Below are 15,504 nucleotides of genomic sequence, written 5' to 3'. Positions count from 1 at the left end.
CTCTTGATTTAGCGATCAAAAACGGAAAAATAGCGGTTATAAGCCGAGCCGTAGGCCCACCGTATAGGTTTTAGGATTTGGAATAACGCCCATTTCCAGCCCCTGCGTGATCGCGTTGGTCCCGTTCGATACTTCTGGATCGTAGCCTGGGTATTTGGTGATGGTGAACAGATTCTGCCCACTCACATACACTTCGAGGCTGCGGATTTTTGCCTTGCTTAACAGGGTTTCCGGAATGCGGTAGGTCAGCGACAGGTTCTTCAGTTTGGTGTAACTACCATCGTATACGTAGCGGCTGCTGTTGTTAAAGTTCTTGCTGGTATTGCTGAACGCCGGATTATCGGTCTGATTGCTGGCCGTCCAGATGTTCAGCGCGTCCGTTGTGGTCGCGTTACGCTGGTCGCCCAGACCTCCCCACAGATACGCCAGTGTCTGCGAATAGATCTGGTTGCCATGCGTACCCTGGAACATGAAGCTGAGTGTAAAATTACCGTAACTTACGTCGTTGATAAACCCGAACGAATACTTGGGCGTACCGTTGCCAATGGCCACTCGGTCGTCGGTTGTGTAGGCATGATCCCCGTTGACATCCAGGTATTTGGCGTCGCCCGGTTTCATCCCAAATTGAGCGGCCTGATCGGCTTCGTTCGTTTTCCAGGTACCCAGGAACTGGTAGCCGAAAAACTCACCCAAGGGTCGGCCAACCCGCAGGATCGATGCGCTGTTGAAGGCCGACCCGACGCCGTTCACGATGACATTGTCGAGCCCACCCAGGTCGGTGACCTTATTGCGGTTAAAGGATATGTTGAAATTGCTGGTCCAGCGCAGTTTGCCGGTCGCAACGGGAGTTCCGCTCAGCGAAAATTCGAGTCCCTTGTTCTCGACGCTGCCGATGTTGCGCAGGTAGTCGCCACCCCCTAAGTAGAAGGGTGCCTGATAGCTATACAGCAGATTCGTGATGTTTTTCTGATATACATCGGCCGTAAATCGCAGGCGTCCATTCAGAAAAGAGGCATCAAGACCGGCGTCGTATTGAGTGGTCGTTTCCCACTTCAGGCTGTTCGACACGGGCGATCCCAGGGGCGTCGCCACGCTGGGGGTGGTGCCGTCAAAATAATAGGCTGGTTGACCGCCCCCCGTCGTTACCTGGGCAATGGTCGCGTAGGCACCAACCGCCTGATTGCCGGTCTGGCCGTAGCTGGCGCGTATTTTTAAGTCAGAAAATAGCTTGGAGTTGGTCAGGAAAGTCTCTTTGGCCAGGTTCCAGCCGAGAGCAAGTGAGGGGAACGTACTGTATTTCTGGGTCAGGTGCGATGAGCCATCCGTGCGAACACTGGCCGTGAGCAGGTATTTATCCTTGTATGCGTAGTTGACCCGGCCCATGTACGATTGCAGGCCATCGGCCGAGTAACCCGACGACGTTTGCTGCGACGTTCCCAGGCTTAAATTGTAGTAACCCAGCGCATAGGTGGACAAACTGTTTGCCCGCGCATTGACCGACATGCCCTGTCCCTGCTGTTGTTCATACAGGGCTGTAACGGTCAGCGCGTGCTCACCAAAATCGGCTTTGTAGGTCAGGAAGTTACTATTCTGGAAATTCCAGTTCCGGGATGCGTTTACCTGCGCATACAGCACGCCATTTCCTGTTCCCGGACCAAATAACGACTGGTTAAACGGAGACCCGATCTGATACGTAGTGTTGGTCGTAAACGTCAGACCTTTAATGATCTGATACGTTAGAATGGCCGTTCCGGCGACGTTCGTATTCCGGCTGTCATCGAGTTGGCTGGTTGCCCGCGCCACGGGGTTGAACTGGATCGACGCATAGGGCGCCGTAAGGATGAATTCACCGGTTGTCGGGTTGCGAACAGGGGAAGTCGGGTCCCATTCCGTGGCCTGCGTAAAGGGGTCCGTCAAATCGCCCGAATAATTCGTGTTCCGGCTATTGGGCAACACGGCTGACAGGTTGAATTTAACATTGATCCGGTCGTTGATTTTGGCGTCAATGTTGGCGCGCAGCGTGGCCCGCTTGTAATACTGGTTGAGAATCAGGCCCGGTTGGTCGAGGTAATTGGCTGACAGCAAGTATTTAACGTTGGCTGATCCACCCGATACGTCGAGCTGATAATTCTGGACCAACGGTTCCTGATGAAGTTCATCCTGCCAGTCGGTGCCGCCACTGGCTTTGAGGGCCTGCAGCCGATCGTCCGAAAAAGCAGGCGCATTACCCGTCGAGGCAAACTGCGTATTAACCGTCCGGGCAAAGTCGTAGGCGTTCATCAACGACAGTTTTTTGGGCATGCTGGCCCGGCTGAACCACGTACTGAAATTCACTTTGGCTTTGCCTTCCTGCCCCGATTTCGTCGTAATCAGCACGACCCCATTCGAGCCTCGGGAACCGTAAATGGCGGTAGCCGAAGCATCTTTCAGGATTTCCAGCGACTCAATGTCATTGGGGTTGATCGACTCGATGTTTCCGCCAATGAATCCATCGATTACGTACAACGGGTCATTGGAGCCCGTAATGGAATTGGCCCCCCGGATGCGAACGCTCAACCCACGGCCGGGCTGCCCGCTGCTGCTGGCCACCACCACGCCGGACGTAGTGCCCTGCAACGCCTGTTCGACCCGAACGAGTGGCCGCTTGGCGATCTCTCTGGCGCTAACTGTGCTGGTAGCCCCCGTTACGTCGCTTTTCCGCTGTTCGCCATACCCAACGACGACGACTTCCTGTAGTCCCTTCTCACTCACGGTTAGGGTGACATTCAGGGTGGATTGCGCGCCAACGGTTACCTCCTGACTCTCGTAGCCGACGAAACTAAACACAAGAATTACATTTCGTTCAGGCAGGTCGAGCTGAAATTGCCCGTTCGGATCGGTCGTTGTGCCTCGCTGGGAGCCTTTGACCACAACGCTCACGCCGGGCAGGCCTTCGCCTTTTTCGTCGGTAACCCGGCCCGTTATTGGCGCCAATGCACGTCTGAAACTCTGAACTCTGTCGGTGAGCATGTCCGACATTTTTTTCGCGACTTCCGACCTGGAATCTAAACGAAGCCCGGTTCGTAGCTCTGCCGTTGGGGGCGTTGACCCGTTAACCGGTTTCTCCAGTACCGATTCTTCTTTCCGTTTTATAACGATGGTTTTGCTGACAATCGAATAGCTTAACGGCTGATTCCTAAACAGTTCATCCAGCGCGTTTTCTAACGTAGCATTTTTCAGATGAAGGGAAACCCTGTTGCTTTTCGTGAGCAGATCCGTTTGCAGAAAAAAGGAATAACCGCTCTGTTTCTCGATCTTATCCAGCACTTTTTCGAGCGGAGCGTTCCGTTCATTCAGGGTAATGCGCTGGCTGTAGCCTGATGCATACATGTGCAAACAGGACACCAGGATCAGCATACTGGTAATGTTGAGTCGCATGATCAATTTTCGTTTCATGCCCGGACTGCATTCGGCCAGCCGGGAATTTATAAGCTTTTCCCAGGGCGCTGCCAGGCGATGCCATAGGTAAAAAGTAGAATAGTTCATACTTTTGTATGGGTTTGGAATTTGTAAATGCTTGTAGGTCAATAGTTTTTACGTGTCTGCCTGTGTTACTGGCAGGTTATTCCAAGCGTCAGGCCGGGAAGTGCTCGCAACACGTTCCGGCTTTTTTTGTGGGATACCCTGCGGCTGTGCCGAGCCTTGCCCGATACGGCCATGTCGATCATGATTTAACTGTTATTTTTCGTCCGTCTAGTTTAAAATTTACACCACTCAATTGCAGGATCTGGAAAATCTGGGAGAGAGGCACATCTCTGGAAATCTTGCCTCTAAATTTCATGTCCGGTATTTTGCCCTGGTAGCTAACCTTAACATCATACCAGCGGGCGATCTGGCGCATGATCGTGGGCAGGTCGGTGTCTTTGAAATGAAACTGGCCATTCTTCCAGGCCACCGCTTCTTCCAGGTCTGCCTGCGCGATCAGATTCAGGTTTGGCCGGTTCCCCGAGGCCAGTTGCGCCTGCTCACCGGGTTTAAGAATCAGGGCCGGGGCAGCCTTCCCGTCGAGTCGACTGGTTGATACGTTAGCCAGTGTTTTGATGACCTTTACCTTGCCTTCCAATAGGGTGGTTTTGACGCTTCTCTCGTCCGAATAACTATTGATATTAAAGTGAGTCCCCAACACTTCGACAACCTGACCTGCCGAACGGACCCGGAACGGCCGCGCTGCATTTGGTCCCGTTTTTAGGTGGGTAATCTCAAAATAAGCTTCGCCATTCAGCTCGACCTGCCGCTCGTGGCTCAGAAATTTAGTGGGATATTTCAGCGATGACGCGGCATTTAACCAGACCTTGCTGCCATCGGGAAGAATGACGCGGAATTTCCCTCCGCGGGGTGTCGTAATGGTGTTATAGGCAACAGCCAGCGCTGGTTTGGACGATACAGACGCTGTTGCTTTAGAAAGGTCGTAAACTAATTGACCATCAGCGGTTTTGGTGATTACCATGTCCGCTTGCTTGGCAATTTCACCATTGGTAGCATCGTCCAGGTTTATCCGAGATGCGTCGGCCAGTGTTAAAACGGCCTTGCTTCCGCCCGGTAGAATGTCGTTTGGCTGTTGGGCAACTGGCTGAGTGGGTTTATCCTTATAAACAAACTGATAAACGAGAAGGCCCGAAATGACGATAACAAGGGCTGCCGCCATGAACTGGGCTAAACGAATGCCTATATACGTAGTACGTGCCGCTTTAGCGTACCCTGTTTCGGCGACTATCCGTTCCCAGGCCGCTTTTTTATTGGCCGAACCAAATTGATCAAATTCCTGACCAAGAGTGCCTTCCTCCGTCAGCTTCTCAAATAGCGCTCTATTGTGCTCGCTTTGGGCGATCCAATCGGCCAGTTCTTCCCGTTCCTGATGGCTCAATTCGCCCTTGAGGTACTTTGCAATCAGGTCGCCTTGCCTGAAATAGCCGCTGTAGTCTTCCATTGTGCTGCTTTACGCAATAGAGACACCTGACTTCTATAATAGGATAAAGGAAATAAAAATTTTAATGAACTATTTTTTGACGACAACTTGGAGCGGTTAAAATTATAATAGTATCCCGTTGATTTTCAGTACTACACTAAAAGAAGGGGAAAGGTTGAGCATAGGTTAAACTATGTGCGAGGGTTAGCTGGTCTCCGGCGAAGTGGAGAACTTAACTTTACCGAACCACGGCCTAAAAGCTACCCTAACCAAATTTAAAGTGTATTCCAGAGGATAAGTAAGCCAAATAATTCGGGCGACAGGTTTAGCTTTAGCAGTTCCAGCGCCCGATGTTTCTGTTTTTTGACGGTATTGATGGACATCGATAACTCGTCGGCTATCTCCTGATTCTTTTTCCCTTCGAGATAACTCATGACTGAAATTGTCCGGTAGTTCTCGGGTAGGGCATTAATGGCGGCATGAATTTGGGCCATCACTTCCGACGAGATGATGGCATCCATGATGGTTGCTTCCTCAGGTTCACTGGTTCCCTGTTGCTGTAGGTATGCATCAACCACTTTCGCGTGACGTATTACATTCAGGCTGGCATTACGAACGGTGCTGTACAGATAGTTTTTCACCGCTACTTTATTGGCCAGGATAAACTCACGTTCCTGCCAGTATTTTATGAAAGCATCCTGGGCAATGTCCTGCGCCTGCGCCTGATCACGAACAATTTGTTGGGAAAAGTAGACAAGACGATCATAGAGTTCCTTGAACAGACTGTCCAGGTCAAGCGCGTCCGGGGTGGCGTCCGGACCACTTATCGTTGCATACATCTTCCGTAGAACACCCATCGTATGACGTAGTAAAGGTACGCGAATGGGGTTGTAAGCAAAGGCTTCTAGTGACAAAAGCGAATGCTACAAAACCATTATCTTTCTAAATAAATGACTGCTAAGTAAATGGCAGATACTTAAAAAAATCTTAACAAATGCTTAATATGTAAGTAATGGAGGGATTTTTAGGAAAAAAAAGAGAAAATTTGAGGGGTAAGCAGGCTTTTCCTGTGCTTTCGTCCAGGTCCTCAACCAATACGATCGGCCGTGATGAAGACAAGGTGACGTAGTAGAATTCCTCTGCAATGAAGAGAGCCACCTTATTTCGTGCCAAAGATCAGGCTTACAGCCTTATATAGTTAGTCGATTAGTTTTTTGGAGACCGATGAATTTTGACACGATTGACTATCTGAACAGTGGAACCCCCCGGCAACGGGAAGTACATCGGGTGTTGACAGAACACCAGGTCCTGGCTAAGCTGGATGCTTTTTCTCCCATCCTGGTGGGTACCCTACCCATCAACATCGATATTGAAACAAGCGACCTCGATATTATCTGCTACTGGACCGACAGGCAGACGTTTACGGCCCTCGTTCGAGAAAAATTTAGCTCCGAAAAGGGATTCCGGATCCGAGAATCGTTAACGCCGGACAGGGAGATTGTCGTGGCTAATTTTAACCTTGAGGGGTTTGCTATTGAAATCTATGGACAGAACATTCCAACCCGGCAACAAATGGGCTACCGGCATATGCTGATCGAATACAAACTCCTGTCAGAGCGCGGTGAAGCGTTCCGACAGGAGATTATCGTCCTCAAACGAAAAGGCTACAAGACTGAACCGGCTTTCGGTCTATTGCTCGGCCTTCAGGGGAATCCATACGTGGCGCTATTGGCGTATGAACATGATGGATAATCGTTAACTGGGGTTTCTTATATATGCCGTATTGGTTTTCAGCAGATAAACATCAGTAACCGATTTTTGATGAGCGTACTGATGGGGTGCCCGATAGGCTTTTTCAACCAATCAACTCAGCTTTTGAGTTGGTCGGCTGATTTGAATTCCTTAACTTTGAGTATGGCAGATCAATTCATGCGTTCGGTTTCGGAGTTCAATAATGAGCTAAAATTAAAAGGCTTCAATGTTTTTGAGATAGAATGTGACAGCAGCGCCACCCGCATCTATAGCCGGAAAGATTTCTACAAAATTTGCCTGACAACCGGCCAGAGCATCATCCATTATGCGGACAGGAGTTTTGAGCACAACGATACGGTTCTGTTTTTTGGCAATCCACACGTTCCTTATTCATGGGAAACGATTTCAACTACTTACGTGGGCTACACCTGCCTGTTTTCTGAGGACTTCCTCAAGTTGTCCGACCGGTCAGAAAGCCTGCAAAATTCTCCTTTGTTCAAGCTCAGCGGCACACCGATATTTATGATAAGTCAGCAGCAACGGGAGTTTTTAAATACAATCTTTCAGAAAATGATTGAGGAGCAGCAGACCAATTATTCGTACAAAGATGACCTGATGCGCAACTATATACACCTGATTATTCACGAAGCGCTGAAGCTAGAGCCCTCGCAACATTTTGACCAACACAAGAATGCCGCTTCCCGGCTGGCCGCGGTTTTTCTTGAATTGCTGGAACGGCAGTTTCCGATTGAGACCATCGCCCGTCCCTTGCAACTGACTACGGCGCAGGATTACGCCAGGAGCCTGAATGTTCACGTCAACTACCTAAACCGGGCTGTTAATGAGGTGACCGGTAAATCCACCACGGCTCATATTGCAGAACGCGTACTGGGCGAAGCAAAAGCCCTGCTACAACATACCGACTGGAACATTTCCGACATTGCCTATGCCCTAGGCTTTGATTATCCTTCCTATTTCAACAACTTCTTCAAAAAGTTTACGGGTACCAATCCCCGAAACTTCCGTCTGGCGGAGGTTTGAAATGTATAAGTATTGGTTTGAATACTTTTAACTGACCTATCCTTTCCGGCTGTAGCTTTGTCTGTATATAAATGTAGCAGATAAACCTAGACAGTTGCTTCGGCAGCCGATTGATATGATAGCAGTAAAAGGGTATGCAGCCCAAACCAAAGAGTCGGACCTGGCCCCCTGGAATTTTGGGCGCCGTGAGGTTGGTCCCCACGATGTACAATTTGACATTCTCTACTGTGGCGTTTGTCATTCGGATCTCCACCAGATCAAAGATGAGTGGGGTGGGAGCCTTTTTCCGATGGTACCCGGTCATGAGATCGTGGGCAAAGTCGTCGCCGTTGGCGAGCACGTCACCAAATTCAAGGTGGGCGATTTAGCGGGCACCGGCTGCATGGTCGATTCCTGCCGCGTGTGCGAATCCTGCCAGCATGGCCTGGAGCAGTACTGCCTCAACGGCAATAGCCAGACCTATAACGGACTGGAGCAGGATAAGAAAACCCCTACGTATGGTGGCTACTCCAATACCATCGTCGTCAATGAAGATTTCGTACTACACATACCTGAGAATCTGGATTTGGCGGCTACGGCTCCCCTGCTCTGTGCCGGCATTACTACGTATTCACCCCTACGCCACTGGAAGGTGGGGCCGGGTCATAAGCTGGCTGTCGTGGGTCTGGGAGGCTTGGGACACATGGGCGTCAAGTTCGGGGTAGCTCTGGGGGCCGACGTAACGGTGTTGAGTACATCCCCCCAGAAAGAAGCCGATGCTAAAAAGCTGGGCGCGCATCATTTTGTGGTAACGAGTGATCCCGCTCAGCTCGAAGCAGCCAAAGGGCAATTTGATTTCATCCTTGATACGGTATCGGCGGAGCATGATTACATGCAGTATATGACGATGCTGAAAGTTGACGGCGTACACATCTGTGTGGGTGCTCCCCCAACACCGTCGGCCATGCACGCCTTTAGCCTCATCATTGGTCGGAAAAGTATTGCCGGATCAAGTATTGGCGGTATTGCAGAAACTCAGGAGATGCTGGATTTCTGCGCCGAGCATGGTATTGTTTCAGACATCGAGATGATTGACATTAAAGACATTCAACCCGCGTATGATCGTATGGTGAAGGGGGACGTGCGCTACCGGTTTGTCATCGACATGGCTACTTTATAGCACGACCATTTTTAGTAAAGCTATGCCGCCTGAATCAGTGAGTAATGATATTTTCCAGCGGATGCGGGCTGGTGAACCGCTGCGAAAAGATGATCCTGAATACGCTACATTCGCCGAGGTCGTGGCCCGTACCATCCGGCAATGCGTCCAGATGAACGCCACGGCTACCGAGCTTGACGAGGTCCGCAGCCAGTTGAGTGCCATTATTGGGACCGGGATCGACGAGTCGACGACGATTTTCCCTCCGTTTTATACCAACTTTGCCCAGTTTATTCGCCTGGGCAAAAACGTCTTTATCAACCACAACTGTTCGTTTCTGGATATTGGTGGGATTACAATCGAAGACGATGTTCAGATCGGCCCCAGTGTCAAGCTTACGTCCGAAAATCATCCGCTGGATCCCGCAGATCGTAAAACAGTTCTTCTTCAACCCATTCTGATCAAACGGAATGCCTGGATTGGCGCGGGGGCCACCATCTTACCGGGCGTTACGGTTGGCGAAAACGCGGTGGTGGCAGCGGGGGCTGTGGTAAGTCGGGATGTACCGCCCAATACGGTCGTTGCCGGGATTCCAGCGAAGGTGTTGAAGACAATTTGACGCCAAACCAGCAAACAAAACGTATTGTCATGAAATCTTTCCACACATTATTAGCTATCGGGTTGTTTATTAGTACGCTCGTATCCATGACGGCCTGTGTTGGCACTAAACAGCATCAAAAAATGAAAACCGATTCGAACACGTCTCTTTTTCCAAAGGGCGAAAAATTAACGAATGAGTACTTTAGCGGGAATGCCTACCTGACGTCCCTTGGGGCGAGAGATAAAAATAACGATTTTGCTCTGGGTAGCGTAACGTTTGAACCCGGTGCCAGAACCTACTGGCATACCCATCCGAAAGGGCAGGTGCTGCTCGTTACGGAAGGCGAAGGGTTTTATCAGGAAAAAGGCAAGCCTGCCCGACGCATACAGAAAGGGGATGTGGTCAATATTCCTGAACAGGTAGAGCATTGGCATGGCGCATCGGTCACGCATAAACTGGTTCATATCGCGATTACCAATTACCGGGGCGATACCAATGTGGTATGGCTCACCCCTGTTTCGACCGAAGACTACACGGAAGTCAATGCACACTAACCGACAGACGTAATGCGCAAAACCAACTTGCTGTCCGGAATACTACTTTTTGTTATTTTATTACCTACAACGGTCATGAAGGCACAGCAGGCAAGCGCCGTAAATCAGGTACTAAATGCCCGGCAGCAACGTATCGTCGCCATTTCTGCGTTAACCGCCACGGGCGATCTGGACGGGCTGAAAGCGCAGCTGAGCGCGGGGCTCGATGCCGGTCTAACGGTCAATGAAATCAAAGAAATACTGGTGCAATTATACGCTTATTGTGGTTTTCCAAGGAGTCTGAACGGTATAACCACGTTTATGGCTGTGTTGGACGACCGGAAAGCGAAAGGCATTCAGGACCCGCAGGGCAAGAAAATCCGGTTGCCTGACGACCGTTCCGATACCTACGAGCAGGGACGAAAAGTACTGGAGACCTTAACGAAAACGCCCCAATCAAAGCCAGCGCCCGGTTTTGGTGAATTCGCTCCACGGATAGATGCCTTTTTAAAGGAACACCTTTTTGCCGACATATTCAGCAGCGATGTGCTAACCTATCAGCAACGGGAACTGGTAACCATATCTGCCTTAACTGCCATGTCGGGCGTTACATCCCAGTTACAAGCTCACCTAAAAATGGGGATGAATACCAGCATTACCGAAAGTCAGTTGGTAGCGGTTGCGGACTTAATCGAAACGTTAGTCAGCCGAACCCAGGCAAACACGCTACGTACCTTACTAGGCAAGCCTGCTGTCCCGGTCATCGAACCGGATATGATGGTACGTATTGCGGAAATTGAGATCGCGCCGGATCATCTGGATGAATATAAGGCTATTCTGAAGGAAGAGTCGGCCGCATCGGTTAAACGAGAGCCTGGGGTCATTGCTATTTTTCCGATGTATGAGAAAGAAAAACCCACCCAAATCAGGCTGGTAGAAATATACGCCAGCCAGGCTGCTTACCAGTCGCATTTGAAAACACCGCATTTTCAGCACTACAAAACCTCTACCCTGAACATGGTAAAATCATTGAAACTGGTTGAGATGGCTACTATCACCCCGGAAACGATGGTGGAGCTATTTGAAAAGTTAAAATGAGCTTTAAGGCTGGTCAGTACTGATTTTCAGGCCGTTCCAAATCAGTCCATGATGGCTGAGAACGACTGTCGGTAATCTTCGCCATAGATGATTTTATAATCTCTGGCGAATTTTTCGAAGGCATTCTTGGCCAGCGTATGTTTGCCCATCAGGGCCAGCGACTTGCATTTCATCACGATCGCTTCCTCATTGACCGGATCGTAATAGAAAATGTAATTGGTAAGTTGAACGAGAAATTCGGGATCGGTGCTAATGCTCAGGCTTTCAGTATATTGCAGAAATGTATTGATAATTTTATTGGAAATGTCTGATTTGAATTCATCCAGCCAATTATACTCCGTATTCAGTAAAAAAGAACCCCGTTTGGTGATTTCGCCCAGTTCACTGATCGTCTGTTTGGTAAGCGTTGCTTTATCGGTAACGATACCCATATAGCGCTCATAATCAACGTAAACCTGCCTGAAGTCGAACGTAATGCTCCAGTAACCCGATTCTTTTGAGAGCGAGCAGCCGCCAACTTTATCCAGTATATGCCGCAGCTTGGCAATGTTTACCGATCGATTATTGCTCGCATCACGACCGGCCTTGTCGGGCCACAGAATTTCATTAAGTTTTTCGGACGGCACGCCCCGTTGTTTGCCAATACTATTGAGGGACAGCAATAAAAACAACTCCTTAAGCAAGGGCGTGAACGCTTTGGTGATATCATTACTGGCTTGATCGAACACCTGAAAATTACCGAAAAAATAGACGCTGGCCGTGTGCACCGATTGGCTGGCGACGACAGCCAGTAGCGTTGGTTCGGTTGGTATCGCCCGGGGACTTACTTCTGCTGACTGGTCTGGAAGTGGCCCTGCTTCAGATCGATACGTCTTTGGGTGTAAACGCTTCCGCACATACAGGAAGCCTACAATACCCAGCATAAGACTGACCAGCGCCCAAAACCAGTACGCAGTAAAGGATAGTTTTTTTGCTGATTCCCGGGGTTCCAGCACATTAGGCGGAAACGAGATCGTGTAGATTTTTACGTCGGTTGTGTTCTTTTCACTTCGCAGTAGCGTGACCGCAACCAGTTGATGGCTGGCGGGACAATAATACAAATCTGCAAACGAATGCGTATCGTGAAATTGATACGGAATAGAATTGCCAACGGGTTCGTAGGTCGGCTTAATCAACGACCCCCGAATGAGTTGTAGCTTCGATTTAAACTGCTGATTGGGGAAGATCAGGCCATAAAAAAGCGTTGCTTTGGCGTCGATTATCAGCGAATTCCCGAAGGCGAAATCTGTTTTCGGAAGGGGTAACTCATAGAGTTTTTTGAACGAATTTTCTTTTACTACGTAGCGCAGCAGGTCATACGAGCTTTTCGGATTCAGCATTTGCTCGCCGGTCAGACTGCCGTAACCGCCAATGACATAGGCCGTGTCAGCTCCGGACGTAGTACCTAATGCGGCCAAATAACGTGGGGTGTACGTACTGTCTTTGGTCGGAATAATTTCCCACGTTCGAGTAGCAAATCGGTAGCGTTGAATGCTGTTTTTGTACGTCAGCTGACCGTAGCCGCCGAGAATGTAGAGGGCAGAATCAACCCCGGAAATGAATTTATTCGCCTGCCAGTACTCTGTGGCAATGGTGTACTTTGGCGTAATAGCCTCATTTTTCCAGCTGCGGCTGCCGGGGTCATACGCAGATACCGCCTTTTGATCGGCGTAGAACGTATACAGTTTTTGGGTGAACGGGTTATAAATGGACTGATTCCCAGGCAAAAAGCTTGGTGGCTGATTTTTGTGAGCCACGACCCTGACCTGCCGGTTCTGAACAGCATACCGATAAAGAATATCGGAACCGACAACATGGACCGTTTCGGTGGTGGGGTCAAACGCTACGCTGGCACTGCCATTTATACTGAACTGTTTGGCTAATTTCCAGTCCGTATGCAGCGATTTGATCCAGACAGGGTTCTTGACGGAAGCCACTTTTCCAGCTAGCTCATCGGTTGCGCTAGGGCCTTTGGTTTCGTTCAAGGGCCAGTAATACGTACGCTGCCCGTCTTCGGCGATCGCAATGTCTTTCAGGTTCATGGGAGGCAAATCTTTCGACTTGAACCCCCTGAACTCATTGCCGCCAAAAAGAATCGTAAAACAACCGGATTGATCGAAGGGGACTTTTTCCTGAACGACCAGTCTATTGTTCGTGAAGACCAGTAGGGATTGGCGCTTCAGATCCAGCTGGATTTTGAAGGTATTCCAGCGGTAGAAAAGTTGAGCCGAGTCAATCTTTATGACGGATTTCGAGAACCGTTCGCCGATGATGATTTTAAAACTTTTCGATTTTTGATCGTACAGTAAATCAAGGTTTTGCTTTTCATTCTGAATGATCCTGAAAATATACCCGAAATAGGTGGTGTAATTTGGCGCAAGGGATAAATCAAATGATAGCTCAACGGTTCCGTTTAGGCACAACGGGTTGTCGGGACTTAGATTCAACGACGTACGATTATCCTGTATTTCTTCCTGTCCAACAAAGCGCAACCCGTAGGATTGGGCGTTTAGCGTAACCGAAGCCGTCAAGAACGTAGCTATAGTGGAGAAACATAGACGTAGTAACACGCCGTAGATAGTCCTGCTAATTCCCGATATCATGTTGATTATCCTGCCTTATGCCATCAGTACGATGCGGGTAATTTGCCCACTAACGGTTGACTTACTGCCTGCGTTATACAGTAAAGTGGTTGAGGGTATTAATTTACCGAACCCACGTTGCCTTACAGGACCCGTAATTTGTGCAGGGGCGCCTTAGGATAGGAGGTTCATGGCCAAACGAAGCTACCCTTATAAGGTACTGTTGGGGTGCAAACAACTCTTCCAGTATTCGATGATTTGCTTGATCTGGTTAAAAAGGCCATCGTAAGACGGGGACTTTTTATAAAATCCCTGAACGGTAGCATCGTAGGCCATACGAACAAGCTGGGAATTGGCCGCTGTGGTTAAAAATACGAATGGAATGGATTTCCGCCTTAAATACTCGCTCTGGTTAATATATTGCCGAAGCTCCAGCCCATTCATAAGCGGCATATTGATGTCGCACAAAATCAGAAAGGGCTGTTGCTGTGTGTTTTCGAAATAATGCAGGGCATCCTGACCATTAGCGAAGAAAATCACCTCATTGACAACGCCGAGCCGCTGAATGGCCTGGCTAATAAGATACTGATCATCTTCGTCATCCTCAATAGAAATAATAGGACCTTGCAGGGACATGGGTTAATGAAGTCTACTAGATTGATTGGTAAATATAGGCCTTAAATTTCATGTGGGTCATGATAAACTGGATTACTCAAAGGTATTTCCTGAGGTAGTTACTATTGATTGTCGACATAGTCTCTCTGGTAACGCACTCAAAACCTTAATTTATAAGACCGAATCGAGAGCCCTTCACTATTAAATAAAGCGTTTTAACGAATTTAGCCGTTATACCTTTAAACGTACGATTATGGCCCGCGAAGAAAAACAGAAAAAGAACGTCAAGAAAGTGGCTACAAAGGCTCCCAAGGTACATGGTGCCCCCAAAGTGCCTAAATATGAGCAGAATGAATCGGGGTTTTCACCCATGGTTCCGCCGTCCAAGAGTAAGAAATGAGGCTGCTTACTACGTAGCCTCAGGGAATCAAATGTCAGTAGTTGAACAAGTTTAATCGTATGCTGATCTGTCGTAAACGACTCATTTTGGTACTGGGAATTTTGGTCGCCACCGTTGGCAATAGCCTCGCACAGTCAGCGCCCGACCTGCGCCGGATACGCTGGGGCTATTCCAAAAAACAAGTTCGAGAGGCTGAAGAAAAAAAGCCGACATCCACCCGAAGTGATAAGCTAATCTATGCTCAGGTGCCGCTTGGCAATCGGATGGTGGGTCTCGAATATGAGTTTAACGGCGATTCACTACTCTCGGCATCCTACTATTATTACGTGAACGCGTCCATTACTCAGTCGGATGTAGTGGCGGCCGCCACAGAATTTGAGGCCTTACTAACCGAAAAATACGGTCCAGGGAAATCGGCCAAAGTGGGGGAGATCAAACAGACGCTATGGATGACTCCCAGAACACGGATCAGTCTGGCCCTGGGCAACGTGGACAAAGGCTGGTCGGTAGAACTGGTCTATCTGTGTCGCGTTTGTTCGGGCGACGTTCAGGCCATGCCGAAGGAAGAATTTAAGCCGCGTAAAGAGATCCAGGATTTTTGAGAAACGGGGTAAGCGTCGCAAAGGTGGTATTAACCGAAATGCCCCGCTAGGGGCTTAACAGCATAGCGTCGGTAGTAAAAAATGGCTAACTAACTCGAGATAGCGTGCCGTCAGGTACACAACCGCATCGAATCGTCGCGTACCTGACGACACGCTAA

The 15,504-nt window shown here is 49.2% G+C and carries 13 protein-coding genes; 8 read left to right on the top strand and 5 right to left on the bottom strand.

Annotation, left to right across the window (positions count from 1 at the left end):
• Nucleotides 1–36: 36 nt before the first annotated feature.
• The 3 genes from ACYVEA_RS20790 to ACYVEA_RS20780 form a co-directional block, all read right to left on the bottom strand.
• On the bottom strand, nt 37–3,525 hold the full coding sequence (locus ACYVEA_RS20790) for a TonB-dependent receptor (protein ID WP_461115356.1): 3,489 nt from the start codon (nt 3,523–3,525) through the stop codon (nt 37–39).
• A 178-nt stretch (nt 3,526–3,703) separates the two neighbouring features.
• Nucleotides 3,704–4,966: a FecR family protein gene (locus tag ACYVEA_RS20785; RefSeq protein WP_461115355.1), complete on the bottom strand. Its 1,263-nt coding sequence runs from the start codon at nt 4,964–4,966 to the stop codon at nt 3,704–3,706.
• 254 nt (nt 4,967–5,220) lie between these two features.
• Nucleotides 5,221–5,859 (bottom strand): RNA polymerase sigma-70 factor, encoded by a 639-nt coding sequence (locus ACYVEA_RS20780; RefSeq protein ID WP_461115354.1) that lies wholly within the window; start codon nt 5,857–5,859, stop codon nt 5,221–5,223.
• Nucleotides 5,860–6,169: 310 nt separating this feature from the next.
• Here ACYVEA_RS20780 and ACYVEA_RS20775 point away from each other — a divergent pair, with 310 nt between their 5' ends.
• The 6 genes from ACYVEA_RS20775 (at nt 6,170) to ACYVEA_RS20750 (ending at nt 11,108) form a co-directional block, all read left to right on the top strand.
• Entirely contained in the window at nt 6,170–6,697 is a 528-nt protein-coding gene (locus tag ACYVEA_RS20775) for a DUF4269 domain-containing protein (protein ID WP_461115353.1), read from the top strand.
• Nucleotides 6,698–6,859: 162 nt separating this feature from the next.
• Nucleotides 6,860–7,738 (top strand): helix-turn-helix domain-containing protein, encoded by an 879-nt coding sequence (locus tag ACYVEA_RS20770; protein WP_461115352.1) that lies wholly within the window; start codon nt 6,860–6,862, stop codon nt 7,736–7,738.
• A 115-nt stretch (nt 7,739–7,853) separates the two neighbouring features.
• Nucleotides 7,854–8,897 carry an NAD(P)-dependent alcohol dehydrogenase gene (locus tag ACYVEA_RS20765; RefSeq protein WP_461115351.1) on the top strand — a complete coding sequence of 348 codons (1,044 nt, stop codon included), beginning with the start codon at nt 7,854–7,856 and terminating at the stop codon, nt 8,895–8,897.
• A gap of 22 nt (nt 8,898–8,919) precedes the next feature.
• Nucleotides 8,920–9,495, top strand: a complete 576-nt coding sequence (locus tag ACYVEA_RS20760) for a DapH/DapD/GlmU-related protein (protein ID WP_461115350.1) — start codon at nt 8,920–8,922, stop codon at nt 9,493–9,495.
• 29 nt (nt 9,496–9,524) lie between these two features.
• Nucleotides 9,525–10,031 (top strand): cupin domain-containing protein, encoded by a 507-nt coding sequence (locus ACYVEA_RS20755; protein WP_461115349.1) that lies wholly within the window; start codon nt 9,525–9,527, stop codon nt 10,029–10,031.
• A 12-nt stretch (nt 10,032–10,043) separates the two neighbouring features.
• Nucleotides 10,044–11,108, top strand: coding sequence for a carboxymuconolactone decarboxylase family protein (locus tag ACYVEA_RS20750; RefSeq protein WP_461115348.1), 1,065 nt, complete (start codon nt 10,044–10,046; stop codon nt 11,106–11,108).
• 41 nt (nt 11,109–11,149) lie between these two features.
• Here the strand turns inward: ACYVEA_RS20750 and ACYVEA_RS20745 are convergent, their stop codons facing one another.
• Together ACYVEA_RS20745 and ACYVEA_RS20740 are read right to left on the bottom strand one after the other, a co-directional pair.
• Nucleotides 11,150–13,750 (bottom strand): Kelch repeat-containing protein, encoded by a 2,601-nt coding sequence (locus ACYVEA_RS20745; RefSeq protein WP_461115347.1) that lies wholly within the window; start codon nt 13,748–13,750, stop codon nt 11,150–11,152.
• 189 nt (nt 13,751–13,939) lie between these two features.
• Nucleotides 13,940–14,365 carry a response regulator gene (locus ACYVEA_RS20740; protein WP_461115346.1) on the bottom strand — a complete coding sequence of 142 codons (426 nt, stop codon included), beginning with the start codon at nt 14,363–14,365 and terminating at the stop codon, nt 13,940–13,942.
• A 232-nt stretch (nt 14,366–14,597) separates the two neighbouring features.
• On the opposite strand from ACYVEA_RS20740, the gene ACYVEA_RS20735 reads away from it, so the two are divergent.
• A complete protein-coding gene (locus tag ACYVEA_RS20735) occupies nt 14,598–14,744 on the top strand; it encodes a hypothetical protein (protein WP_461115345.1) in 147 nt (48 codons plus the stop codon).
• Between the two features lie 59 nt (nt 14,745–14,803).
• Nucleotides 14,804–15,346, top strand: a complete 543-nt coding sequence (locus tag ACYVEA_RS20730; protein WP_461115344.1) for a hypothetical protein — start codon at nt 14,804–14,806, stop codon at nt 15,344–15,346.
• Nucleotides 15,347–15,504: the final 158 nt, after the last annotated feature.

The organism is Spirosoma jeollabukense, assembly GCF_054777855.1.
This window is presented reverse-complemented; position numbering and strand designations above follow the sequence as displayed.